The organism is Rhizorhabdus antheiae (assembly GCF_049889055.1).
Classification (GTDB): Bacteria; Pseudomonadota; Alphaproteobacteria; order Sphingomonadales; family Sphingomonadaceae; genus Rhizorhabdus.
The window spans coordinates 25,216-48,814 of record NZ_JBLTWO010000001.1 but is presented as its reverse complement, the minus strand read 5'-3'; the positions used below and the strand labels follow the sequence as shown (position 1 = coordinate 48,814).

Sequence of the window (23,599 nt, the reverse complement as noted above, 5' to 3'; positions counted from 1 at the left end):
GAATCGGGGATAGCGGACGGAGCCTGGAGGCGACCGTTCGTCGGGCCTTAACGACTGATGGGCGATATCGTCACTGTGGCACTTCGACATAGTCGACGCGCTGCATCCGCTCGATCATCGGGCCCTGCCATTCGGCCGGAACCTCGATGGTGCGCATGATCCAGCCCAGGATATCGGCGTCTTCCTGGCCCAGCAGCGCTTCATACCAATCGAGTTCGGCCGCCGACCATTGGTCGTGGAAGCGATCGAAGAAGCAGCCGATCATGTAGTCGGCCTCGCGCGTGCCGCGGTGCCAGGCACGGAAACGGATGCGCTTCAGACGGTCTTCCTGATTCATGGTCATCCCGTGGCGATGGACAAAGTGCGGCATGCAGAGCGCCTCCGGGCCATTGGCAAGCCCGTCGGCGAAAGGATAGGAGGGACATAAGCATTTTCCGCCCGCGTGCAATCGACCCGGGCGGCGGAAACTGCCACAGCGACGGAATCGATGCGGCCCGAAATCCTCAACCCTCTCTTCGCGGAAGTCGAAACGCTCAAGGGCGTGGGCCCGGCGCTTGCCAAGCCGCTGCGCAAGCTGGCGCTGGACCGCGCCGTCGATCTGCTGTTCCACCTGCCGACCGGCGCGATCGACCGGAAGCGGGTCGACGAGCTCGATTACCAGGATGCCGGCCGGGTGATCACCATCGACCTCGTGCCGACCAGCTACCGGGCGTCGGCGGGGCGCGGGCCGTTTCGTGTCGGCGCGACCGACGCGGCGGGCAACATCCTCAACCTCGTCTATTTCGGCGGCAATCCCGGTTGGGCGAAGAAGCTGTTGCCGATCGGCGAGAAGCGGACCGTCTCGGGCAAGCTCGAACTCTACGGGCAGGACATGCAGATGATCCATCCCGATCATGTGCTGCCGCCCGAGGAGGCGGCCGACCTGCCCGTGCGCGAACCGGTCTATCCGCTGTCCGAGGGGCTGACCTCGCGCCGGCTGGGGCAACTGGTCGAGCAGGCGCTGGCGCGCGCGCCGTCGCTGCCCGAATGGATCGAGCCGGGGCTGCTCGCCGCGCGCGGCTGGCCCGCCTGGCGCGAGGCGCTGCTGCGGGTTCATGCCGATCCGCAGGACGAAATGGCGCGGCAGCGGCTGGCCTATGACGAGCTGTTCGCCAACCAGCTGGCGCTGATGCTCGTGCGCGCCTCGTCACGGCGGCGGCGCGGTATGCCACTGCACGGCGACGGGCGGCTGCGCGATAGGCTCAAGCTGCCCTACACGCCGACAGGCGCGCAGAGCCGGTCGATCGCGGAGATCGAGGGCGATCTGGTCCAGGCGACGCCGATGACGCGGCTGCTGCAGGGCGATGTCGGCGCGGGCAAGACGCTGGTTGCGACGATGGCACTGCTGGTCGCGGTGGAGGCGGGCGCGCAAGGCGCTATGCTCGCCCCGACCGAAATCCTCGCGCGGCAGCATTATGAGACGCTCAGCCGCACGCTCGCCGGCCTGCCGGTGAACGTCGCGATCCTGACCGGGCGGGAGAAAGGCAAGGCGCGCGAGGCGACGCTGATGGGGCTGGCCGACGGGTCGATCGATATCCTCGTCGGCACCCATGCGATCTTCCAGGAGAAGGTCGGCTATCGCAATCTCGGCCTCGCGGTGGTCGACGAGCAGCACCGCTTCGGCGTCGCCCAGCGGATGATGCTCCAGGCGAAGGCCGAGCGGCCGCCGCATCTGCTGGTGATGACCGCAACGCCGATCCCGCGCACGCTGACGCTCAGCCATTATGGCGAGATGGACGTGAGCCGGCTCGACGAGATGCCGCCCGGTCGCCAGCCGATCGAGACGCGGGTCATCTCGGGCGAGCGCCTCGACGAGATCGTCCAGGCGCTGGGTCGGCACATGGCCAAGGGTGGGCAGGCCTATTGGGTGTGTCCGCTGGTCGAGGAGAGCGAACAGTCCGACCTCGCCGCCGCCGAAAGCCGTGCCGAAAGCCTGCGCCAGTTGTTCGGCGATCGGGTCGGCGTGGTCCATGGCCGGATGAAGGGACCCGAGAAGGACGCCGTCATGGCCGATTTTTCGGCGGCGCGGCTGGGAGTGCTCGTCGCGACCACGGTCATCGAGGTCGGCGTCGACGTGCCCAATGCGACGCTGATGATCATCGAGGGGGCCGATCGCTTCGGCCTTGCCCAGCTGCACCAGCTGCGCGGGCGGGTCGGGCGCGGCGACCAGCATTCGGTCTGCCTGCTGCTCCGAGGAAACAGCTTGTCGGAGACAGCACGGGCGCGGCTGGCGCTGATGCGCGAGACCAATGACGGTTTCCGGATCGCCGAGGAGGATCTGCGGCTGCGCGGGGCGGGCGAGATATTGGGGACGCGCCAGTCGGGCGAGGCGGCCTTCCGTCTGGCGGGGCCGGAGCGGACGGCGGCGCTGATCGAGACGGCGACGCAGGATGCGCGGCTGCTTGTCGATCGCGACGGTGGGCTCGATGGGGAGCGGGGGCAGGCGGCGCGCACCGCACTCTATCTGTTCGAACGGGATGCCGCCGTCGGTCTGCTCCGGGCCGGATGAGCAAGGAAATGAGGGGCGACGCGCTGGAGGACGCGCCGCCCCGGCCGGGTCAGCCCATCGGCCAGCGTTGCCGCTTCGCCCTCGCGGCATTGAGCATGGCCATATAGGCATAGTCGTCGATCGGGCGGATGAACTCCGCACCGACCCGCCCTCCCAGCGACCAGACCACCCGTGCCGCCACCTGACCCAATCGGGGCAGTGCCAGCCGCACGATCGAGTCCTTGGGGGTCTGTCCATATTCGCGGACCATGAAGCCGTGCGTCGAGATGTTGACCAGCAGCACGTCGCTCGCCCGATTGTCCTGGGTGAACATGCGCGTCGGCAGCGCCACCTCGTCACGCGGCGCACGGCGGAGCTCGGCATATTTGGCGTCGTCGTCTTCGCCGACGCCGGTCGGAAGCTTCTGCGCGTTCTGGTTCATGCTCTCATGCCCTTTTCTGGTGTCATGAGGATCGGCCTGCGCCTTTGCCAGGACCTTAAACTTTGCGGTTAGCCGTTGGTTAAGCGCGAATAGGAGCGGGCTTTTCTAAGCCGAAAGTCTTAAAGCGCCGCTTGCCGCAGCGTCACCTCAATCGCGCAGTTCGGACGGGAGGAAGGGCTGGGAGATGATCTGCTCCATCCGCTTCCACCTTGCCGCGGGGTCGCGCCCGCTCCGCGCCAGATCGGCCGTCACCATGTCCTGACCGAGGCCATAGTTGATCACATAGCTGCGATAATGTTCGGTGAAGCGCAGTGACTGCTCCGCCCGCTCGCGGCTGACCAGCTGATAGGCCTGGATCAGGTCGAGCGCGCGGTTGCGATCGATCCGGCCGTCGAGATAGTCGGCTGCGATCGTCATCCGCGCGCCGGCCAGCTGGTGCAGCAGGGCGAGCAGCCGATCATAATCGCGCGCGGTGGCGGGATCGAGACCGGCGATCGGGTAGAGCGTGTTCGCCTCGAACGCAGCGCGCTCGGCGCCCGGGAAGGCGAGGTCGATCCCGGCATTGGCCGACCCTTCGGCGATGAAACTCTGCGGGCTGAACAGCGGATAGACGGTGAACTCGACCCAGCCGCGCGCCCGCGCCAGATTGCGTTCGAGCAGCATGTTGAGCAGATGGTGACCGGGATAGCCTTCGTGGCAACCAAGATCGACGGCGCGGTCGATGCGTACGGGCAGGTCGGTGTTGATCTGGATCAGGCTGTGGGCATCGCCCTTGTACCAGTTATAGCCCGACCAGCTCTTGCCCTTGACCAGCTCGAGCTCGAACCGCTCCTGCTGCGGCATCGCGATATGCGCGGCGCTGCGGGCCCGGCATTCGGCGATCGATGCGCGCATCACGGGCTCCAGCCGGTCGGCGGGGATGACAAAGCGGTTCTGCCAGGCGTCGACGCGCTGCCACAGCGGACCGTCGCCCGGCACCATCGCGGCGACCTTCGCGACGATCGGGTCATAGGCCGTCAAAGGCTTCAGCGTGGGTCGGATGCCGAACAGGCCCTCGGCTTCGTCCGCAAAAGCCAGCTTCACCCCGGCCATCATCGCGAGCCGGGTTTCGGCGGCCTTGAGCTGCGCGAGCAGGAAGTCGCGACGCTGGCGGTCCTCCGGCGACAGGCGATCGGGGGCGACTGCATTCAGATCCTTGGAGAGGCGCGAAGCCTCGGCGCGGAGCTCGGCGACAGCGCGCGGCCTGGCCTTGGCCTGGGCGGCCCAGTCGTCGGGGCCATAATAGGCGTCGACATAGCCGGGCTCACGCTCGCCCGCCTCCAGCGACAGATGGACATAGGCCTCGGCGATGTCGTCGAGCGGGGAGGGCGGGCGCTTGGCGCCAACGGCCAGCATCATGGCAGCTGCGAGCAACAACATCCGCATCTCCTTCTCTCCTCTCGCCAGGTGCCGGCCCGGCCTTGATCGTCGTCGGGTGGGCGCTCAGCGCGTCAGCACGCCATGGGCTTTCTTGCCCGCCGACAATTTCACGCCCGCGTCGCCGACCGTTACCATGGCGGCTTCGTCGGATATCTTTTCGCCGTCGATGCGCGCGCCGCCGCCCTTGATCAGGCGCCGTGCCTCGCCCTTCGACGCGACGAGCCCCAAGCCGACGAGCGCGTCGACCAGTGCGATGCTTCCCTCCGGAACCGCGAGGGTCGGCAGGTCGCCACCGGCCTGTCCCTCTTCGAAGGTCCGGCGCGCGGTCTCGGCGGCGGCGGCGGCGGCCTCCGCACCCCGACACATCGTCGTCGCTTCATTGGCGAGGACGATCTTGGCCTGGTTGATCTCCTGGCCTTCCAGCGCTTCGAGCCGGGCGATCTCGTCGAGCGGAAGATCGGTGAACAGCCGCAGGAACCGGCCGACGTCCTTGTCGTGGGTGTTCCGCCAGAACTGCCAATAGTCATAAGCGGGCAGCGCATCCTCGTTGAGCCACACCGCGCCCGACATGGTTTTGCCCATCTTCCCGCCATCGGCGGTCGTGATCAGCGGCGTGGTCACGCCATAGACTTCCTGGCCCAGCATGCGGCGCGACAGCTCGATGCCGTTGACGATATTGCCCCACTGGTCCGATCCGCCCATCTGCAGCCGGCAGCTGCGACGCCGCGCCAGCTCCATGAAGTCATAGGCCTGCAGGATCATGTAGTTGAACTCGAGGAAGCTCAGCGACTGCTCGCGGTCGAGGCGCAGCTTCACCGAGTCGAAGCTCAGCATCCGGTTGATCGAGAAGTGCTGGCCCACCTCGCGCAGGAAGGGGATGTACTCCAGCTTGTCGAGCCAGTCGGCATTGTCGACCATCACCGCGTCGGTCGGCCCGTCGCCGAAGGTCAGGAACCGCTCGAAGATGCGTTTGATCGACGCAACATTCTGGGCGATCAGGTCGGTCGTCAGCAGCTTGCGCGCCTCGTCCTTGAAGCTCGGATCGCCGATCTTGCCGGTGCCGCCGCCCATCAGGACGATCGGCTTGTGGCCGCTCTGCTGCATCCGGCGGAGCAGCATGATCTGGACGAGGCTGCCGACGTGGAGCGACGGGGCGGTCGGATCGAAGCCGATATAGCCGGGCACGATCCCCCCGGCGGCGAGGCTGTCGAGCCCCTGCGCGTCGGTGATCTGGTGGATATATCCCCGCTCGTCGAGCAGGCGCAGAAGGTCGGAACGATATTCGGTCATGATGTCCGCGCCGTTAGCATGGCGGCGGGCGAGCGTCATGTGCTTCGTGCGGGCGTACGGCGCGGGCTTGCGCGGTTTGGGGATAGCGGCGAAAGAGACGCTATGACGACCACGCTGGCCATAGGGCTGATGTCGGGCACTTCGCTCGACGGAATCGACGCTGCGCTGATCGAGACCGACGGCGCGGGCCATATCCGCCCGGTCGCCTTTCATGCGTTGCCCTATCCCGCCCATATCCGCGAGCAACTTCGTGAGGCTGCGGCGCTGGCGATGAGCTTCGATGCGCCGCGCGGCAATGCCGCGATCGAGGCGGCGGCAGAGATGCTGACGCGGCGTCATATCGACGTCGTCCGCCAGCTGCTGGACAAGGCCGGCGTCTCGTCGGAGGCGGTGGAGGTGGTCGGCTTTCACGGCCAGACGATCGCGCACCGCCCCGATCGCGGCTGGACCTGGCAGATCGGCGACGGCGCCGCGATGGCAGAGGCGCTCGGCATTCGCGTCGTCAACGACCTGCGCTCCGCCGACGTCGCGGCGGGCGGGCAGGGCGCGCCGCTGCTGCCGGTCTATCACCGCGCGCTGACGAGCGGCCTCAGCGGCCCGGTGGCGGTGCTCAACCTCGGCGGGGTCGGCAACATCACCTGGCTCGGCGCAGGGGCCGAAGATCTGATCGCGTTCGATACCGGCCCGGCGAACGGGCTGATCGACGACTGGATGCTCGCGGAAACGGGGTCGCCCTTCGACGCGCACGGCGCCTTTGCGGCGCGCGGCTCGGTCGACCGCACGGTGCTCGACACGATGCTCGACAATGGCTGGTTCGACGCACCGCCGCCCAAGTCGCTCGACCGCGCCGATTTCACTATTCAGCCGGCGCGCGGCCTGTCCGCCGCCGATGGCGCCGCGACGCTGACAGCGTTTACCGCCGAGACGGTCGCCCTGTCGCTACGCCATCTGCCCGGCCGACCGTTGCGGCTGATCGTGGCTGGCGGCGGGCGCCATAATCCGACGCTGATGGCGATGATCGGCGCTGCAACCGGTATCGTCCCCGAGCCGATCGAGGCGCTCGGGTGGAATGGCGATGCGACCGAGGCGGAGGGCTTTGCCTATATGGCGGTGCGGGCGCTACGCGGAGAACCGATCAGCTTTCCGGGAACGACCGGCGTTCCGCAGCCGATGACCGGTGGGGTGGTCCATCAGCCCTGATCGATTACAGGGGCCAGGTCCAGATGATCAGCGGGGTGCCCACCAGCACCACCAACAGCGATAGCGGCGCACCCAGCCGCGCATAGTCACCGAACTTGTACCCGCCGGGGCCCAGCACCAGCGTGTTGCACTGGTGCCCGATCGGGGTGAGGAAGTCGCAGCCCGCACCGACTGCGGTCGCGATCAGGAAGGCCTCGGGTCGATAGCCGAGGTCATGCGCGAATACTGCCGCGATCGGTGCCATCACGAGGACGGTCGCCGCGTTGTTCAGGAAGGGCGTAACCGCCATCGCGACGACCAGGATCAGCGCGACCGCGCCCCAGGCGGGGAGGGCGGCGCCGAACTGTGCAAGGCCGGTGGCGATGACGTCGGATGCGCCGGTGGTCCGCAGCGAGTCGCTTACGGGGATGAGCGCGCCAAGCATCACCAGGATCGGCCACTCGACCGCCTGATAGGCTTCGCGCGGCGGCAGCGCGCCGGTCGCCATGACGATGCCGGCGGCGGCGAAGAAGGCGACGGCCACCGGAACCAGCCCCGCCGCCGTCGCGGCCATGGCGACCGCCAGTACGATGAGCGGCAGCCAGCTGCGCCCGCCGCTGCCGAGGCGGAGCGCCCGTTCGGCCAGGGGGAGCACGCCGAGGTCGCGAAGCCGCTCGGGAAGCAGGTTGAGAGGGCCCTGAAGCACCACGACATCGCCGGGGTTGAGCCGCGTCTGCCCCAATTCGCGAGTGAGCCTTTCGCCCGATCTCGAAAGCGCGATCAGGTTGATCCCATAGCGTTGCTGGAGGCGAAGCCGGCCAGCGGTCTGTCCTTCGAGGACCGAACTCGCCCCGATCACGCCTTCGATGACGCCGATCTCGTCGCCTTCGCTGCCTTTCGGAAGCTGGCGCTGCTCGCCCTCCAGAGCCAGCTCGTCGCGCGCGATGACGCGTTCGAGCGCGTCGGGTTCGCCCGCGAGGATCAGCGTATCGTCTTCGTAGAGCGTCAGGTCGAGCGACGGCACGGTCCGCACGCCCGCGCGCAGCAGGCCGGTCACGCTGACTTCGCGATCGTGGCGCGTGACGAACTCGCGCACCGTCTCGCCGATCGCGGGAGAGCCATCCGCCACGGTCACCTCGGTAACATAGTTGGAGATGTCGAGCGCCTCGCCGAGCGTAGCGGTGGCGCGGCGCTCGCGGGGCAGGAGGCCATAGCCGAAGCGGAGAAAGATCAGCCCGACGACGAGCAGGCCCAGCCCTGTCGGCAGATAGTCGAACATGCCGAAGGGCTTGCCGGTCAACTCTTCGCGCACCCGGCTGACGATGATGTTGGGCGACGTGCCGACCAGCGTCATAAGCCCGCCGAGCAGCGACGCAAAAGCCATCGGCATCAGGAAGACCGACGGGCTGGTGTCGCTCTTCTTCGCCATCTGGAAGGCGGCGGGCATCAGCATGGCAAGTGCGCCGACATTCTTGACCAGAGCCGAGGCCACCCCGACCGTTGCGGTAAGGACGACCAGCTGCGAGCGGACCCGTTTCACATAGCGCGAGACGAAGCCGAGTGCCCGCTCGATCAGTCCCGATCGCTGCATCGCCGCCGACAGCACCAGCGCCGAACCTACGATGATGACGATGTCATCGGAAAAGCCGCTGAACGCATCCTCGGGTTTGACGATGCCGACAGCGAGCGCGGCGAGCAGGGCGAGGATTGCGGTGACGTCGTAGCGAAAGCGCCCCCAGATGAAGAGGATCATCATGCCGGCGAGCGTGCCGATCGACAGCCATTGCGGCATCGTCATGTGGTGCGCCTCGCAGTCGGTCCGCCCGCAGAGGCGGCGATGTCCGGTATCGCGAATGTCATCCTATTGTCTGCCCCTGTTCGACTGTCTGGGGATCCAACGCGCGATGCGCTCGTTGGTGGCGCGAAACGTCCCGGGGCGGAGAGAAAATTTGGAAGCCACGCGGTGGCTTTGCAACCAAAGGGCGCGCGTGGCGCTGGAGAGCGATGGATTTCTTCCTCTTATCGAGTCTGGCCGACGCCGCGATCCAGCAAGCCCTGCTGGCGATGCTGGTATCGGTCGCCGCCTTCGGCCTCGGCCAGATGGTATCGCGCAGGCTGGGGCCGGCGTTGGTGCGCTGGTGGAAAGCCCATGGGCCGGGCAAAGGCGAATTGCCGGTCAAGCCGATCTGTACCGTTCTGCGGCTCTCGGTCGCGCTGTTCATCCTGATGATCGCGACGGCGATCGGCTTCGAGGAGCTTTCCGCGCAGATCATCCTGGCGGTCGCAACCGGCGTGGCCCTAGGCCTTCTCGTCCACCGCCTCGCGCGCAGCGCCGGGACCGGCCGCGCCTTTGCCACGGCGCTGGGGCTGGTTGCCTTCATTGCCGCGATTGCAGGGGTGCTTCGTGGTTTTGCGCCATTGATCGAGGGACTGAACGCGGCCGGTTTCAGCGTCGGCTCGCGGCGCGTAACCCTGCTCGGCGTACTCAACGGCCTGCTGGTCGTCGCACTGCTGTTCATCGGGACGCGGCTGGCGATCCGGCTGATCGGCCGCTCGATCGACCAGGCGGGTGGGCTCGACCGCTATCAGCGCGTGCTGATCCAGAAGCTGGTTGCGGCCGCCTTCGTCATCGTCGCCATCCTGATGGGCATCGACCTGCTCGGGATCGATCTCACCGCGCTGGCGGTTTTCTCGGGCGCCTTCGGTCTGGCGGTCGGCTTCGGCCTGCAGAAGACCTTCGGCAATATGCTGTCGGGGCTGATCCTGCTGATGGACCGCTCGATCAAGCCGGGCGACGTGATCGTCGTCGGCGACAGCTTCGGCTGGGTCAACAAGATCGGCGTCCGCGCGGTTTCGGTCATCACCCGCGACGGCAAGGAGCATCTGATCCCCAATGAGCTGCTGATGACCGAGCGGGTGGAGAACTGGTCCTTCTCAAGCCGCGACGTCCGCATCCGTATCGCGCTGACGCTGCCTTATGCCACCGACCTCGATCTCGCCGAGCGGCTGATGATCCAGGCGGCGACCGAATCCCCGCGCGTACTTGCCGTCCCCAGACCGAATGTCTGGCTGCGCAACTTCGGCGAGCGCGGCTTTGACTATGACATCCTCGTTTGGATCCGCGACCCCGAACAGGGTGTCGGCAATGTCCAGTCGGACATCCTCCGGCGACTTTGGAAGCTGTTGCAGGAGCAGGGGATCAGCATTCCGCTGCCCCAGCGCGAGGTGCATTTGCATACCCGGCCCGAGGGCGGCGACGCTCCCAAGGGATAGCCCTGCCTATTTCTTCCGCGCGAGGCTCCGCATCGCGTCTTCCAGTCCCGTCAGGGTCAGCGGGAACATGCGATTGTCCATCAGCTCGCGCATCATCCGGGTCGACTGGCTGTGCATCCAATAGGCCTCGGGAACCGGATTCAGCCACACCGCGGACGAATAGACGTTGAGCATCCGCTGCATCCAGACGGCGCCGGCCTCCTCGTTGAAATGCTCTACCGAGCCGCCCGGCTGGCTAATCTCATAGGGGCTCATCGACGCATCGCCGACCAGCACCAGCTTATAGTCGTGCCCATATTTGTGGAGCACGTCCCAGGTCGGCGTCCGCTCCTGGAAGCGGCGGCGATTGTCCTTCCACACGCCTTCGTAGATGCAGTTGTGGAAGTAGAAGAATTCGAGATGCTTGAACTCCGCCGTCGCGGCGGAGAACAGCTCCTCGCAGATCTTGATGTGCGGATCCATCGAGCCGCCGATGTCGAGAAACAGCAGCAGCTTGACCGCATTGCGGCGCTCGGGGCGCATCTGGATGTCGAGGAAGCCGCGCCGGGCGGTGCCGTCGATCGTCCCGTCGAGATCGAGCTCGTCCGCAGCCCCCTCGCGGGCGAAGCGGCGCAGGCGGCGCAACGCGACCTTGATGTTGCGCGTGCCCAGCTCGACGTCATTGTCGAGATTCTTGAACTCGCGCTTGTCCCAGACCTTGATCGCGCGTTTGTGGAGGCTCTGCCCGCCGATGCGGATGCCTTCGGGATTATAGCCCGAATTGCCATAGGGGGAGGTGCCCCCGGTGCCGATCCACTTGTTCCCGCCGTGATGTTCGCCCTTCTGCTCCTCGAGCCGCTTCTTGAGCGTCTCCATGATCTCGTCCCAGGAGCCCAGCGCCTCGATCTCCGCCATCTGTTCGGGGGTCAGGAATTTCTCGGCAACGGCGCGCAGCCAGTCCTCGGGAATCTCCTGCCCCTCGCCGGCGCTGTCGAGAAGGCCCCGGAACACCCGGCCGAAAACCCGGTCGAACCGGTCGAGCAGCCCCTCGTCCTTCACATAGGTGGTGCGGGCGAGATAATAGAATTCCTCGGGGCTCCAGCCGATGACGTCGCGGTCCATCGCCTCGAGCAGCGTCAGATGCTCCTTGAGGCTGGCGGGGATGCCGGCGGCGCGCAGCTCGTCGAGGAAGTTCAGGAACATCAGGCGATCATAGCGCGCTTGTCATGGTGGCGCGACCACCACAATGCGATCAGGCTGACCGCTGCCGACAGCGCCAGATAATAGCCGACGAAGGCGAGCCCGCCCCGGTCGGCCAGCCACTGCGCGACGAGCGGAACCGGTGCCGCGCCGAGGATGCCGGCGATGTTGAACGTCATCGACGCCCCGGTGTAGCGGACGCGTGGGGGGAAGAGCGACGGCAGGAACGCGCCCAGCGGGCCATAGACGAAGCCCATCATGAACAGCGACAGGGCCAGCCAGCCAGCGATCAGGGTGAGCGCGCCGCCGGTGAACATCGGGCCGAGCAGCAGGCCTGTGGCGATCGTGCCGAAGCAGCCCGCGATCAGGACAAAGCGCGGTGTGCGCAGATCCGACCACCAGCCCGCCAGCGCGATGCCCAGCGCCATGAACAGGATCGCGCCGATCTGGATCGACAGGAAAGTTTCCTTCGGCACGCCCAGTGTCTTGGTCGCATAACCGAGGGCGAAGGCGGTCGCGAGATAATAGGTCGCGAAGCAGGCGACGGCGGCGAAGGTGCCGGCGAAGGTCGGGCTGAGATGGTCGCGAAACAGTTCGGCGATCGGCACCTTGGGCGGTTCGGCCTGTTCCATCGCCTGACGGAAAGCGGGAGTCTCGGTGAGCTTGAGGCGCACCCAGAGGCCCATGAGCACGAGCACCGCCGATCCGAGGAAGGGCAGGCGCCAGCCCCAGTCCATGAACTGGTCCTGGGTCAGTAGCAGGCCGAGGATCAGGAAAAGGCCATTCGCGGCAATGAAGCCTACGGGTGCGCCGAGCTGGGGGAACATGCCATATCGCCCGCGCATGTGCGGCGGCGCATTTTCTACTGCGAGCAACGCCGCACCGCCCCATTCGCCGCCCAGGCCGATCCCCTGCCCGAAGCGCAGGATGCAGAGCAGGAAGGGGGCGACCCACCCGATCATCTGATAGGTGGGAAGAAAGGCGATCAGCGTGGTCGAACCGCCCATCAGCAGCAGCGAGGCCACGAGCGTCGACTTGCGACCGATCCGGTCACCATAATGGCCGAACAGCCACGCGCCGAGCGGGCGAGCGAGGAAGGCGAGGCCGAGGCTGGCATAGGCCGAAAGAAGCTGGGCGGACGGGGATTCCGCCGGGAAGAAGAGCGGACCGAACACCAGCGAGGCGGCGGTCGCATAGATGTAGAAGTCGTAGAACTCGACCGACGTGCCGACGAGGCTCGCGAACAATATGCGGCGGGCGGACGGCTTATAGGCGGGATCGAGCATGGACTTCCCCTCTCGCGGCCCGATTGGCGCGCGAGAGGGGCTTGGTCAAGCGCTAAGCAACCCTACGCAACAGCCACTAAACAGGGGTTAACGGGATCAGCGGCACTTCACATTGCCGCGCTCCACCGAGCGGCCGAGCAGCGCGCCTGCACCTGCGCCAATGAGCGTGCCGAGCGTCGACGAACGGCCATTGTCGAGCGCGTTGCCCAGCAGGCCGCCAGCGACGCCGCCGATGATCAGACCGGTCGTGCCGTCCGAGCGGCGGCAATAATAGCGCCCGTCATTGCCGCGATAGATGCGGTCGTTGCGGGTCAGACGACGCTCGCGATAGTCGCGCCCGTCGCGATAATAGCGGGCCGCGTCATAGCGATTGCCATAGCGCGGATCGGGACGGTTCCAGTCGTAACGACGGCCCTCGCGCCAGTCGCGGTCATGACGACCGCGATCATCCCGTTCGTGGCGGCCGCGATCATCGCGGTCGTACCCACGATGCGGCGGATCCGCCATGGCGGCGGTCGGGGCGATCATGGCCGTCAGCGCGGCCGCGAGAATGAACTTGCGCATTATCCGTCTCCATGTTGGGGAGTCGGATGCATAACGGCCCGTAACGAGCCTGGTTGCGTGAACCGAAAACTACATCGCGTTCATCGCCGCGACAGGGAAGAGGGGCCTCCCGTTCAGGGGCATCTGGCGGAACGTTGCTCGACCTCACGGCCCAGCAAGGCACCACCTCCGGCGCCTATCAGCGTGCCGAGCGTGCGCCGATCGCCGCCATCGATGACATTGCCGAGCAGGCCACCCGCGACGGCGCCCAGAATCAGTCCCGTCGTGCCGCTCGGTTTCTTGCAGTCCGGGGCCGTCGCTGCGCCGGCGCTCGATCCCGATGCTTCGGCGATTTCGGCTTTTGCCTCAGTGGCCGCAGCGGGGCCGGGTTCGGCTTTCTGGCCGTCCAGATCCTTGTCGAGCCAATCGTCGGGCAGATTGGTCAGCGGCTTTTCCGCAGCCGGGGCGATCTCGATTGCGGCGGCGGGAGCGCAGAGGCAGGCGAGGATGGTCATCGACGCCAACAGACGGGCACGCATGGGCTTTCCTCCGGTTCTGGTCGAATGGCTCCGCACCCAATCTTCGCGCGCGCGTCGCTTGTCGTCAATCGACCCGATCCTGAACTCTTCTGTCGTTCGCCAGCGGTTCGTGTCCGGGAACCAAGTGGTGGCAGGAGCGCTTTGTCAGCAGCGGAACGATCTATCCCGTTCCCGGAGGAAATTATGCGCAAGTTGATGATCGCGGCGGGTGTCGCCGCACTGGCCATCGGGCAGACGTCGGTCGCCCAGGCCGAAACGGTTTGCAAACAGGACAAGAGCGGCCGGACGATCGCCACCATCGCGGGCGCCGGCATCGGTGCGATCCTGGGTCGCGTGATCGACGGCGGCCGCCACAAGGAGGTCGGCACGATCGTCGGCGGCGTTGCGGGCGGCGTGGCTGGCAACCAGCTGGCCAAGAGCGACAACAAATGCGCCGAAGCCTATGGCTATTATGACGAGAATGGCCGCTGGCACGCGAACCGACTGAGCAACCGCGATGCGCGCGGCTATTATGACCGCGACAATCGCTGGGTCGAAGGTCCGCCGAACGGCTATTATGACCGCAACAACCGCTGGGTGTCGTTCGACGGCGATGCGCGCAGTTCGGGCTATTGGGATCGCGATGGCCGCTGGGTCCCGATCGGCGTTCAGGGCTATTATGCCGCCGATGGTCAGTGGGTCGCCGCCAGCATGCCCGGCTATTATGATCGCCGCGGCCGCTGGATCGAAGGCGAAACCTATGGTCGCTACGACGCCAATGGCGTGTGGGTGCCGGGCAGTCGCCCGTCCTCGACCGCAGGCGGCTATTGGGAGCCTGCGACGGCCCCCGGCTACTACGACGCCAATGGTCGTTGGGTTCGCGGCAATGTCCGCGGCTATTATGACGCACGCGGTCGCTGGGTTTCGCTGGGCGGCCCTGCCGGCGGCCCCGGCAACAATGGCGTCGACCGCCGTTTCGACACGCGCGAGCGTGCAGCCCGCATCGAGGAGCGGATTGATCGCCAGCGGGACCGCGGCGTGATCAGCAAGCGCGAGGCCGATGCGGCACGGACGCAGCTGAGCTCGATCCGCCGCGAGGAAGATCGCCTGCGGGCGTCGGGTGGTCGCTTTACCGCCAATGAGGAATCGCTGATCCAGCAGCGGCTGGACCAGCTCAACCGTCAGATCCGCGCCGACCGCGAGGATCGGGACGATCGTATCGGTTGATCGATCTCAGCCTGACATGAAGAGGCCCGCCCTGCACGACGCAGGGCGGGCCTTTTTACTTCGCAGCGCGACGGCGCAGTCGCTGCATCTTATTCGGCAGCGACGCCCGCCAGGCCAAACAAATTGCCTTCGCTGCTGTCCTCGTTCGCGGCCGTGCTGGTCTTCGCCTCGCGCCGGCGGTCGAACGCGTCCCACACGTCGCTCCACTGACCCCGGGTTGCCGCTTTCGAATATTCGGTAGCGCGCGTCTCGAAGAAATTGGCGTGCTCGACGCCGTTGAGCATCGGCGCCAGCCAGGGCAGGGGATGGTCGTCGATCATGTAGATCGGCTTCAGCCCCAGCTGGCCCAGGCGCCAGTCGGCGATGTAGCGGACATATTTCTTGATGTCCTTCGGCGTCATGCCGTTGACCGGGCCCATCTCGAAGACGAGATCGATGAACGCGTCTTCGATCCGCACCGTCTTCTGACACATGTCGAGAATGTCTTCCTTGACCGACGCGGTCAGGCAGTCGCGCTCCTTCACGAAGGCGTGGAACAGACGAACGATGCCCTCGCAGTGGAGCGTTTCGTCACGGATCGACCAGGTGACGATCTGCCCCATGCCCTTCATCTTGTTGAAGCGCGGAAAGTTCATCAGCATCGCGAAGCTGGCGAACAGCTGCAGGCCCTCGGTGAAGCCGCCGAACATCGCCAGCGTGCGGGCGATATCCTCGTCGCTGTCGACGCCGAAGGTCGACAGATAGTCGTGCTTGTCCTTCATCTCCTTATATTGGAGGAAGGCACTATATTCGGTCTCGGGCATGCCGATCGTGTCGAGCAGGTGGCTGTAGGCCGCGATGTGGACCGTCTCCATATTGGAGAAGGCGGTCAGCATCATCTTGACCTCGGTCGGCTTGAACACCCGGCCATATTTGTCGTGGTAGCAATCCTGCACCTCGACGTCCGCCTGGGTGAAGAAGCGGAAGATCTGGGTCAGCAGGTTGCGCTCATGATCGGTGAGCTTCTGCGCCCAGTCGCGGCAGTCCTCGCCCAGCGGCACTTCCTCGGGAAGCCAGTGGAGCTGCTGCTGGCGCTTCCAATATTCGAAGGCCCAGGGATATTCGAACGGCTTGTAGGTGCGGCTGGCCTGAAGAAGCGACATCGGGCGGACCTTTCTCAACTAAACAGAAAGATGATCGCGGCGAGCGCGAACATCACGACCGCGCTCAGGCCCTGCCTGATCGCGAAGCTCTTGAGCTCGGCGGGCGTGTCGGTGAAGGCGCCATTGCCCTTCTTCACCTTCGACAGCCGCACGAGCGCTGCGATGAACAGCCAGAGGCAAAGCAGTCCCACCAGGACCGTTGCCACGGCGATGATCAGGGTCACGGGCAGTTCCGCCATCATTCGACCCCAGCCACCCATCCGGCAGCGTCAACCATCCCCACACGCTCCTCAAACGCGTCCGTTTGCCCGTCGGTCGATGACCGGGTCAGGCAGACCGGCCCGCCTGCCTCACTGGCAGGCGAGGCACTCGTCATAATCCTTCGACTCCAGCTCGATCTGCTTGAGATCGGGTGTATTGTCGGCTTCGACGCCACCGGCGAAGCCGGCGCGCTGGACCGATTTGGAGCGCAGATAATAGAGCGATTTGATGCCGAGCTCCCATGCCCGGAAGTGCAGCATCAGCAGGTCCCACTTCTCGACATCGGCCGGGATGAACAGGTTCAGCGACTGCGCCTGGTCGATATAGGGGGTGCGATCGGCCGCGAGCTCGATCAGCCAGCGCTGGTCGATCTCGAAGCTGGTCTTGTACACATCCTTCTCTTCCTGGGTCAGGAAGTCGAGATGCTGGACCGAACCGCCCTTTTCGAGGATCGTGTTCCACACCGCATCGCTGTCCTTCGATTTCTCGGCGAGCAGCTTCTGCAGATAGGGGTTCTTGATCGAGAAGCTGCCCGACAGCGTCTTGTGGGTGTAGATGTTCGCCGGGATCGGCTCGATGCAGGCCGAGGTGCCGCCGCAGATGATCGAGATCGACGCGGTAGGCGCGATCGCCATCTTGCAGCTGAACCGCTCCATCACGCCCTGGTCGGCAGCATCGGGGCAGGGGCCCCGCTCGCTGGCGAGCAGCATCGACGCTTCCTGGGCTGCTGCGGCGATATGGCGGAACACCTTGAGGTTCCAGCTCTTGGCCATGGCGCCTTCGAACGGGATGCCCCGCGCCTGGAGGAAGCTGTGGAAGCCCATGACGCCGAGGCCGACCGACCGCTCGCGGCTCGCGCTATAGCGGGCGCGGTTCATTTCGGGCGGGGCGCGGTCGATATAGTCCTGCAGCACATTGTCGAGGAAGCGCATGACGTCCTCGATGAAGCGCTTGTCGCCGTGCCACTGGTCCCAGGTCTCGAGGTTGAGCGAGCTGAGGCAGCACACTGCGGTCCGGTCCTGACCGAGATGGTCGCGGCCCGTCGGCAGGGTGATTTCCGAGCAGAGGTTCGAGGTCGAGACCTTCAGGCCGAGGTCGCGATGGTGCTTCGGCATGTTCCGGTTCACCGTGTCGCTGAACACGATGTAGGGCTCGCCCGTCGCAAGGCGGGTCTCGACCAGTTTCTGGAACAGCGCGCGGGCATCGACCGAGGCGCGCTTCGAGCCGTCCTTCGGGCTCACCAGCTCCCACTCCGCGCCGGCGCGGACCGCTTCCATGAAGGCGTCGGTCAGCAGTACGCCATGGTGCAGGTTGAGCGCCTTGCGGTTGAAATCGCCCGACGGCTTGCGGATCTCGAGGAACTCCTCGATTTCGGGGTGCGACACGTCGAGATAGACGGCGGCCGAGCCACGGCGCAGCGAACCCTGGCTGATCGCGAGGGTCAGCGAGTCCATCACGCGGACGAAGGGAATGATGCCCGAGGTCTTGCCGTTGAGGCCGACCGGCTCACCGATGCCGCGCACCGAGCCCCAATAGGTGCCGATGCCGCCGCCGCGCGCCGCCAGCCAGACATTCTCGTTCCAGGTGTTGACGATGCCCTCCAGGCTGTCGTCGACCGAGTTGAGATAGCAGCTGATCGGCAGGCCGCGTCCGGTGCCGCCGTTCGACAGGACCGGGGTCGCCGGCATGAACCACAGCTTGGAGATATAATCGTAGAGACGCTGGGCGTGCGGCTGGTCGTCGGCATAGGCCGAGGCGACGCGGACGAACAGGTCCTGATAGCTCTCGCCGGGGAGGAGATAGCGATCGGTCAGCGTTTCCTTGCCGAAGTCGGTCAGCAGCGCGTCGCGGCTGTGATCGACCTCGATCGGATAGAGCTGCGGGCGAATCTCCATGCTGCCGCTCGACGGTTTCGACGCAGCCTTCACCTCTGCGGCCGGGGCTTTCGCCTCGCTCTCCGCCGGTCCGGTCTTTGCGTCCTTAAACATCGAATCCATCAGGGTCGCCACGTCGTTCGTGCTCGCTTCGCTGCTGCCAGAAAGGTCCATCGGCCCGTCTCCGCCACACTATCCATGGACTGGTTCGTACCAGTCCTGTTCCGTTTGCGTTCGACTCAGGCTGTCTGCTCAAGATAGTGGATCCCCGCGCCGTTACCAGCGCAATCGCCCCCCTTATCCCCGCTTTTCACAGCGCTGCGCGATTCTCCCCGCCGGGAACATGGTCCCCGGACGCGTCCACCACCACTAGCGCTGCCCCTGTTGTCTTACACAACCTATAGTGCCTCATCTGAGTCCGGACGCAAGAGTCAAAATGACATTAACGAGACTCGTTTCGTCGCTTCGACGAACCGAACCTCCGCCCCCTTGACGCGATGGAATACTGAGTCGGATCAGCCATTTGCCCGTGCCGGCGGAACGAAGGCGCAACAAAAGAATCTGTGGATGAAATAATGTGGTGCGGATTTTTTGGAGACAGTTTTCGCGTTGCGGTTTTGACGAGGCATGGCCTCGTAGTGCCAGGCCGCTACGCGTCAGGGGGCCTGCCTTAAAACGACCAGTGCTTGAAGTTCCTGCGAACCGTTCAGCCGCCCACCACCCGCGAGTGTTTCGGACTGGCGCGAACGCCTCGCTGGGACTATCTTCAAAGTCATGTCTAACCCTACGTCCTCCCGTGGCAAACGCGCCATCACGACCGAATCGACGAAACTTGGATCGGGCGGAAGATTGGGCAAGGTCAAGTTCGGTAGCGTCGTCATCAAAACACCGAAGCCCGCAAAGGCTGTCATCGCGGCCAATGTCGAGCGCAGCAGTGAGGCGTTAGAGCGGGTAGCCAAGAAGTTGATCAAGCCTGGTATCTCAATGCGCGCTCGCAAGGATGTTCCGCGTTATTCGGTCGATCCGGCCAATCCCAAGCAGTTTGTTCGTCATCTCAACGGTCGGATCGAACGGGGGCGTGTTGTGGAGGGCCGTTTTGAGGTAGTCGATTGACCGCTCTTTCCGAAGCGATCGACCAGATCCTAGTCGCGCAACGCCAAACTGAAAAGCCGCTTGCCATTGTGCTGGCTGGCCATAACGGCTCTGGCAAGTCGACTATGTGGCGAAAGGTCCTCGCCGACCGTCTACAGATTCCCCTGATCAATGCCGATCGGCTGATGTTGTCTATCCTTCCCGAGCCCAACTCGGATGGCGCCTTGCCAGACTGGGCACAAGGATTGCGCGATAGCAATGAGGGCTGGATGAGAGTGTCGCAGCAGGGTGTACACGCTTTCGTCGGCCACGCCATGGCGCAAAACGTGCCGTTCGCGATGGAGACTGTGTTCTCTTATTGGGACGTCAGCGCCGATGGCACCGTTAGCTCCAAGATCGACATGATCCGCGAGATGCAGGACGCTGGCTACTTCGTGCTGATCTTGTTTGTTGGACTTTCCAATGTGGAACTCTCGATTCTGCGCGTCCAGACCCGGGTTGCGGAACACGGTCATGATGTTCCGCATGACCGCCTGCTCCGCCGGTTCCCCAAGACGCAGAATGCAATTCGCGAAGCGGTTACAGTAGCAGATGCCGCAGTGCTGGCCGACAATAGTCGCACTACAAAGGAAGCCTTCACCGTGTCGCGGGTGCAGATCGGCACGCAGGTGGTATTCGATATTCGCCAGAACGGGGCTGCGCCGCCGATGATTGCCGAATGGCTCGATGTCGTCGTCCCACTCGTCGGATAAGGTCGGCTGCTATGAGCACGAATACAGACCTTCGGCTAGGCTCAAGCGGCGCAGTCCTGAACGCATAGGTTGATACGATACCTCGCTGATCCGGTCCGTCAGGAGCAGAATAGCTCGTCAGGCTAGTCGGCAGGGCACGCTGGCCTCAAGCAAGTCATCCAGCATCACGCCCCCTCCCGGCTGGCGGGAGAGGGCGTGGGTACGCGGGTACAGGGTGGGACGGGCTGGCGGTCAGGGGGCTCGATGACCGGCTTCCTTGGGAAAGCACCCGTCCCGGAGATACCCTCCTGCAAGGAGGGATGGGGTGGGTCAGAGACCGACGACGAGGCTCGCGCGGATCGAGAGGGCGGCGCGGCCCTGCTGTTCCTCGGCGCCGGCTTCGCCACCGATCTGGAAGCCGTTACCGCCGCCGACGGCGCGGATCTTGCCGATCCAGCCGCTGGTGCGGTCCTCGGGCACCATCGTGAAGGCGGTGCCGCCCTTGAAGCGCGCGGTGGTGCTGCCAAGCGACCCGCCGACCAGCTCGCGGCGGCCGCCCTCGGCCTCGATCCGGAACCAGCCGGCATCCTCATTCTGGCCGCCGAAGTCGAAGCCCGCCGCGAGGCTGGCGGTCGCCGCCAGTTCGTCCGAGCTGCGGCCGTCGACGATCAGGTTGAAGCCGTCGCCGCCGCCGGTCTCGGAATAGGCCTTTTCCTTGAGCTTGTAATAATCGAGCGCGGCTTTCGGGCGGAGGCTGAACGAGCCCATGTGCAGCGTGTAGGCGGCGCCGGCTGCGGCCGAAAGCAAGCGGCCGTTCCACGCGCCCTTGGCGACGCGTTCGACCGCGTCGGTGCCGGTCGACGCCTGGAAACGGCGGGTGCCCTTGAAGTCGACATGGGCATAGGAAGCGCGGGTCCAGCCCTGGAACGGACCCCAATAGCCGCGCCAATAGCCCGAGACCTCATATTGACCGGCATCTACCTTGTTGTCGGTCCCGCCGTCCGCGTCCTTGCCGTAAAGATAGGCGAGGCCGATGCCGAAGCTGCCGAGATCGGTCTTGATCTCCGCGCCGCCCGAGGCGCCCCAACCGCTGATGTCGTAGGATGCGGTGTCGCCCAGGCTCTTCGACGTGCCCCAGCCGACCTGCTGCAGCCAGAAGCCCCAATTGCCCATATCGGCGAAGGGTGCGTTCGGATCGGCGAGGAAGCTGGCCGTCGCGCGCGATCCCATCGTCACCGTCTCGAACGCGCCGCCGGCATGATCCGGCAGCATCTGCTTGACCTTGCGGCGGAAGCTGTCGCCATCGGTGGTGGCGAGGTAGGAGCCGGCGATCTTGTCGTCCTTGGCAAGCGCGGCGAAGATTGCGTTGTAGGCTGTCGCCTGCGACCGATTGAGACCCAGCTCGGTCGTCGTCTTGCGCTTGATGTCGATCGCCAGTTCGGTGGTCGAGACAGCGGCGACATTGCCCTTGAACATGAAGGGCAGGAGCGTGCCATTGGCCGAGAGATTGCCCGCGCCCGTCACCGAGCCCGCCTTGAGGAAGGTGTAGCGGCCTTCGGCGCCGGTCACGCCCGACAGCTTGACGAGTACCTTCGACCCCGAGGCGAAGCTGGCGTCGCCCGCGACCTGGTAGAGTGTGCTCGACCGGCTGGCGACGTCGATCGACACGCCTAGCGTGCCCGACCCGCCGACCGACAGGGTGCGCAGCGAAGCGGTGGTGCGGCCGATGTCGACCGACCCACCGTTGACGTTCAGGGCGAGTCCTTGGCCATTGAGCAGGCCGCCGGTAAACTTTGCGCCGCTGTTGACGGTCATCCGGTCGCTGCCGCCACCGAAGTCGATGTCGCCGGAATAGGTCGAGGTGCCCGACAGCGAGACGATGTCGTTGCCCGCGCCGAAGCTCGCCTTGCCTGCATAGGCAGCGTCGCCCGACAGCAGCAGCTGGTTGGCGCCCGCGCCGAAGCTGCTGTTGCCCGTCATCGTGCCGTCGGCGATGTCGAAGACGTCGTTGCCCGCGCCGAAGCGGACGTCGCCGGTAATGGCGGGGGCCGCGACGCCGCTCGCGACGACGGTCTGGCCGATGCGCGCGCCGCGGTTGTTGGCCGACAGGTCGATCGCGACATTGCGTCCGGCGGATGCGCCGGTGGCGCTGATCGTGCCGCTGTTGTCGATCTTGTCGACCTCGCCAGACATGTCGAGGATGGCGATGGCGGTCGCGCCATTGTTCGACGCGGTCCCGCTGGCGGCGGCGCGGATGGTGCCGCTGTTGCTGATCGTGAAGGTCTTGCCGCCCTGGTCGATCTGCAGTGCGACGCTGCGGGCGTTCGCTGCATTGGTACCGGCGGCCTGGACGATGCCCGAGACCTTGACGGTCGGAACCTGCGCGCCGGAGCCGATGCGCATCGCGGTCGCGCTGGCGCCGCTCGCATTGACCGTACCTCTGATCGTTGCGCCGCCTGCGATCGTCACCGGAGCGCCTTGCCCCCCGATGACCAGGCCGTTGCCGTCGACGCCCGCATAAGTGCCCTGGCCGGAGATGGTGCCTTCGATCACCAGGCCATGGCCGTCGCCATTGCCGGGCAGCGCGCCGATCGTGACCGAGCGGTTCGCCGCGCCGATCTGTACTGCGGCGGCGGAGCCGAAGGAGGTGATGGCGGCATTGCCTTCCTTGGCGTCCTCGATGCCGTCCTTGTCCTCGTCATTGTCGGTGGTGCTGTTGTCCTTGGGCGCGACGGCAAAGACGACGCCACCTGCGACGTCGCCCGCGATGCGGACGGCGGGGCCGCCTTGCAGCAGATCGTCGGCGTCTAGTTTGGACGTGTCGGTCGGCGGGGTGGTGGCGCGATAGCCGGTCGCGGTAACCGTGCCCTGCACGACCAGCGAGCCGTTGATGTTGCCCTCGAGCGATGCGCCGACCGCGTCCTTGCCGACGACCGCGATCGATCCGGCGAGGCGCACGGCGGTGGTCGGCTGGCCGACGACGGCCGCCTGGACCCCGCCGGTCACGTCGCCCAGGCGGACGCCGACCGAACGATCGCCGACGACGCTGATCGTGCCATCGGTGACGAACTTGCCGTCGAGCCGTCCCCCGGTCTGGACGGCGGCGGAATCCTTGCCCTCCACCGAAATCTGCCCGTTGTTGATGATGTCGCCAGTGAAGGCGCCCATGGTGCGGATGCCATAGCGGCCGGTGCCGGCCGCGACCGGGCCATCGACATCGCCATCCTTGTCGTCATCGGCGGGGACATAGGTCTCGTCGATGATGATCTTGGCGTTGGCGGCGTTGGTGATCGAACCCGTCAGGCCTGCTTCGGCGCGAATGCCGATCGTGTTGTCGACATTGGTGATCTGGATCGTGCCCTCGTTGACGACCTTGTTCGCGCTGTCGAGGAAGACGGCTGCGCCGCCGGTGGTCGGAACGACCGATCCGGCGGAGGTGATGCGGATATCGTCGCGCGCACCGGCCTTGATCGTGGAGGTCCGGATCGGCGCGGTGCGCTTGTCGGCAACGGTCGTTTCGGCGTGCGCCGGAACAGCGACGAGCGCGGCGAGGCAGGTGGAGGCGAGCAAATGGCGCATCAGATGTGAGATCCCTCTTGGCTATCGGGGAAGGGGC

Annotated in this window: 19 protein-coding genes; 6 read left to right on the top strand and 13 right to left on the bottom strand. The window is 65.7% G+C overall.

Annotated elements, in window-relative coordinates; translation table 11 throughout:
* Window positions 1-70: 70 nt before the first annotated feature.
* The gene (locus ACNI3R_RS00205; protein ID WP_426178911.1) at window positions 71-370 is read right to left on the bottom strand and encodes an FAD assembly factor SdhE; all 300 of its coding nucleotides are present in this window, start codon (window positions 368-370) and stop codon (window positions 71-73) included.
* A gap of 117 nt (window positions 371-487) precedes the next feature.
* On the opposite strand from ACNI3R_RS00205, the gene recG reads away from it, so the two are divergent.
* On the top strand, window positions 488-2,548 hold the full coding sequence (gene recG / locus ACNI3R_RS00200; protein WP_426178910.1) for an ATP-dependent DNA helicase RecG: 2,061 nt from the start codon (window positions 488-490) through the stop codon (window positions 2,546-2,548).
* A 49-nt stretch (window positions 2,549-2,597) separates the two neighbouring features.
* On the opposite strand, the gene ACNI3R_RS00195 is transcribed toward recG, so the two are convergent.
* The 3 genes from ACNI3R_RS00195 to tyrS form a co-directional block, all read right to left on the bottom strand.
* Window positions 2,598-2,969, bottom strand: coding sequence for a PilZ domain-containing protein (locus ACNI3R_RS00195; RefSeq protein WP_426178908.1), 372 nt, complete (start codon window positions 2,967-2,969; stop codon window positions 2,598-2,600).
* 147 nt (window positions 2,970-3,116) lie between these two features.
* The gene (locus tag ACNI3R_RS00190; RefSeq protein ID WP_426178907.1) at window positions 3,117-4,388 is read right to left on the bottom strand and encodes a hypothetical protein; all 1,272 of its coding nucleotides are present in this window, start codon (window positions 4,386-4,388) and stop codon (window positions 3,117-3,119) included.
* Window positions 4,389-4,451: 63 nt separating this feature from the next.
* Window positions 4,452-5,678 carry a tyrosine--tRNA ligase gene (tyrS, locus tag ACNI3R_RS00185; RefSeq protein ID WP_426180221.1) on the bottom strand — a complete coding sequence of 409 codons (1,227 nt, stop codon included), beginning with the start codon at window positions 5,676-5,678 and terminating at the stop codon, window positions 4,452-4,454.
* A 102-nt stretch (window positions 5,679-5,780) separates the two neighbouring features.
* On the opposite strand from tyrS, the gene ACNI3R_RS00180 reads away from it, so the two are divergent.
* Complete coding sequence (locus tag ACNI3R_RS00180; protein WP_426178905.1) at window positions 5,781-6,878, top strand: anhydro-N-acetylmuramic acid kinase; 1,098 nt, start codon at window positions 5,781-5,783, stop codon at window positions 6,876-6,878.
* Between the two features lie 4 nt (window positions 6,879-6,882).
* Here ACNI3R_RS00180 and ACNI3R_RS00175 read toward each other — a convergent pair whose 3' ends face one another.
* Window positions 6,883-8,655: an SLC13 family permease gene (locus ACNI3R_RS00175; RefSeq protein ID WP_426178903.1), complete on the bottom strand. Its 1,773-nt coding sequence runs from the start codon at window positions 8,653-8,655 to the stop codon at window positions 6,883-6,885.
* 206 nt (window positions 8,656-8,861) lie between these two features.
* Between ACNI3R_RS00175 and ACNI3R_RS00170 the strand changes: the two genes are divergently transcribed.
* Window positions 8,862-10,130: a mechanosensitive ion channel family protein gene (locus ACNI3R_RS00170; RefSeq protein WP_426178902.1), complete on the top strand. Its 1,269-nt coding sequence runs from the start codon at window positions 8,862-8,864 to the stop codon at window positions 10,128-10,130.
* A gap of 6 nt (window positions 10,131-10,136) precedes the next feature.
* Here the strand turns inward: ACNI3R_RS00170 and ACNI3R_RS00165 are convergent, their stop codons facing one another.
* The 4 genes from ACNI3R_RS00165 to ACNI3R_RS00150 form a co-directional block, all read right to left on the bottom strand.
* Window positions 10,137-11,312: a vWA domain-containing protein gene (locus tag ACNI3R_RS00165; RefSeq protein WP_426178901.1), complete on the bottom strand. Its 1,176-nt coding sequence runs from the start codon at window positions 11,310-11,312 to the stop codon at window positions 10,137-10,139.
* Complete coding sequence (locus tag ACNI3R_RS00160) at window positions 11,312-12,595, bottom strand: MFS transporter (RefSeq protein ID WP_426178899.1); 1,284 nt, start codon at window positions 12,593-12,595, stop codon at window positions 11,312-11,314. The genes ACNI3R_RS00165 and ACNI3R_RS00160 overlap by 1 nt, the downstream gene beginning before the upstream one ends.
* 96 nt (window positions 12,596-12,691) lie before the next feature.
* Window positions 12,692-13,159, bottom strand: coding sequence for a glycine zipper 2TM domain-containing protein (locus ACNI3R_RS00155; protein WP_426178898.1), 468 nt, complete (start codon window positions 13,157-13,159; stop codon window positions 12,692-12,694).
* A 113-nt stretch (window positions 13,160-13,272) separates the two neighbouring features.
* Entirely contained in the window at window positions 13,273-13,677 is a 405-nt protein-coding gene (locus tag ACNI3R_RS00150) for a glycine zipper 2TM domain-containing protein (RefSeq protein WP_426178896.1), read from the bottom strand.
* A 183-nt stretch (window positions 13,678-13,860) separates the two neighbouring features.
* Here ACNI3R_RS00150 and ACNI3R_RS00145 point away from each other — a divergent pair, with 183 nt between their 5' ends.
* Window positions 13,861-14,883, top strand: coding sequence for a glycine zipper 2TM domain-containing protein (locus ACNI3R_RS00145; RefSeq protein ID WP_426178895.1), 1,023 nt, complete (start codon window positions 13,861-13,863; stop codon window positions 14,881-14,883).
* 89 nt (window positions 14,884-14,972) lie between these two features.
* Here ACNI3R_RS00145 and ACNI3R_RS00140 read toward each other — a convergent pair whose 3' ends face one another.
* The 3 genes from ACNI3R_RS00140 to ACNI3R_RS00130 form a co-directional block, all read right to left on the bottom strand.
* Complete coding sequence (locus ACNI3R_RS00140) at window positions 14,973-16,025, bottom strand: ribonucleotide-diphosphate reductase subunit beta (protein WP_296624205.1); 1,053 nt, start codon at window positions 16,023-16,025, stop codon at window positions 14,973-14,975.
* 14 nt (window positions 16,026-16,039) lie between these two features.
* The gene (locus ACNI3R_RS00135; protein ID WP_426178893.1) at window positions 16,040-16,264 is read right to left on the bottom strand and encodes a hypothetical protein; all 225 of its coding nucleotides are present in this window, start codon (window positions 16,262-16,264) and stop codon (window positions 16,040-16,042) included.
* A 111-nt stretch (window positions 16,265-16,375) separates the two neighbouring features.
* Entirely contained in the window at window positions 16,376-18,181 is a 1,806-nt protein-coding gene (locus tag ACNI3R_RS00130; RefSeq protein WP_426180219.1) for a ribonucleoside-diphosphate reductase subunit alpha, read from the bottom strand.
* A gap of 828 nt (window positions 18,182-19,009) precedes the next feature.
* On the opposite strand from ACNI3R_RS00130, the gene ACNI3R_RS00125 reads away from it, so the two are divergent.
* Both ACNI3R_RS00125 and ACNI3R_RS00120 read left to right on the top strand, forming a co-directional pair.
* Window positions 19,010-19,273, top strand: coding sequence for a hypothetical protein (locus ACNI3R_RS00125; RefSeq protein WP_426178891.1), 264 nt, complete (start codon window positions 19,010-19,012; stop codon window positions 19,271-19,273).
* On the top strand, window positions 19,270-20,004 hold the full coding sequence (locus ACNI3R_RS00120; protein ID WP_426178889.1) for a zeta toxin family protein: 735 nt from the start codon (window positions 19,270-19,272) through the stop codon (window positions 20,002-20,004). Before ACNI3R_RS00125 ends, ACNI3R_RS00120 begins: the two co-directional genes overlap by 4 nt.
* A 309-nt stretch (window positions 20,005-20,313) precedes the next feature.
* Here the strand turns inward: ACNI3R_RS00120 and ACNI3R_RS00115 are convergent, their stop codons facing one another.
* Window positions 20,314-23,562 carry an autotransporter outer membrane beta-barrel domain-containing protein gene (locus ACNI3R_RS00115; protein ID WP_426178887.1) on the bottom strand — a complete coding sequence of 1,083 codons (3,249 nt, stop codon included), beginning with the start codon at window positions 23,560-23,562 and terminating at the stop codon, window positions 20,314-20,316.
* Window positions 23,563-23,599 lie beyond the last annotated feature (37 nt).

Excerpts from the sequence above, each read along its gene's own strand:
- ACNI3R_RS00150 (WP_426178896.1), bottom strand. The coding sequence starts at position 13,677 with ATGCGTGCCCGTCTGTTGGCGTCGATGACCATCCTCGCCTGCCTCTGC.
- ACNI3R_RS00165 (WP_426178901.1), bottom strand. The coding sequence starts at position 11,312 with ATGTTCCTGAACTTCCTCGACGAGCTGCGCGCCGCCGGCATCCCCGCC.
- ACNI3R_RS00190 (WP_426178907.1), bottom strand. The coding sequence starts at position 4,388 with ATGTTGTTGCTCGCAGCTGCCATGATGCTGGCCGTTGGCGCCAAGCGC.
- ACNI3R_RS00160 (WP_426178899.1), bottom strand. The coding sequence starts at position 12,595 with ATGCTCGATCCCGCCTATAAGCCGTCCGCCCGCCGCATATTGTTCGCG.
- ACNI3R_RS00145 (WP_426178895.1), top strand. The coding sequence starts at position 13,861 with ATGCGCAAGTTGATGATCGCGGCGGGTGTCGCCGCACTGGCCATCGGG.
- ACNI3R_RS00205 (WP_426178911.1), bottom strand. The coding sequence starts at position 370 with ATGCCGCACTTTGTCCATCGCCACGGGATGACCATGAATCAGGAAGAC.
- ACNI3R_RS00195 (WP_426178908.1), bottom strand. The coding sequence starts at position 2,969 with ATGAACCAGAACGCGCAGAAGCTTCCGACCGGCGTCGGCGAAGACGAC.
- ACNI3R_RS00130 (WP_426180219.1), bottom strand. The coding sequence starts at position 18,181 with ATGGAGATTCGCCCGCAGCTCTATCCGATCGAGGTCGATCACAGCCGC.
- ACNI3R_RS00175 (WP_426178903.1), bottom strand. The coding sequence starts at position 8,655 with ATGACGATGCCGCAATGGCTGTCGATCGGCACGCTCGCCGGCATGATG.
- ACNI3R_RS00115 (WP_426178887.1), bottom strand. The coding sequence starts at position 23,562 with ATGCGCCATTTGCTCGCCTCCACCTGCCTCGCCGCGCTCGTCGCTGTT.
- tyrS (WP_426180221.1), bottom strand. The coding sequence starts at position 5,678 with ATGACCGAATATCGTTCCGACCTTCTGCGCCTGCTCGACGAGCGGGGA.
- recG (WP_426178910.1), top strand. The coding sequence starts at position 488 with ATGCGGCCCGAAATCCTCAACCCTCTCTTCGCGGAAGTCGAAACGCTC.
- ACNI3R_RS00135 (WP_426178893.1), bottom strand. The coding sequence starts at position 16,264 with ATGGCGGAACTGCCCGTGACCCTGATCATCGCCGTGGCAACGGTCCTG.
- ACNI3R_RS00180 (WP_426178905.1), top strand. The coding sequence starts at position 5,781 with ATGACGACCACGCTGGCCATAGGGCTGATGTCGGGCACTTCGCTCGAC.
- ACNI3R_RS00155 (WP_426178898.1), bottom strand. The coding sequence starts at position 13,159 with ATGCGCAAGTTCATTCTCGCGGCCGCGCTGACGGCCATGATCGCCCCG.
- ACNI3R_RS00170 (WP_426178902.1), top strand. The coding sequence starts at position 8,862 with ATGGATTTCTTCCTCTTATCGAGTCTGGCCGACGCCGCGATCCAGCAA.
- ACNI3R_RS00140 (WP_296624205.1), bottom strand. The coding sequence starts at position 16,025 with ATGTCGCTTCTTCAGGCCAGCCGCACCTACAAGCCGTTCGAATATCCC.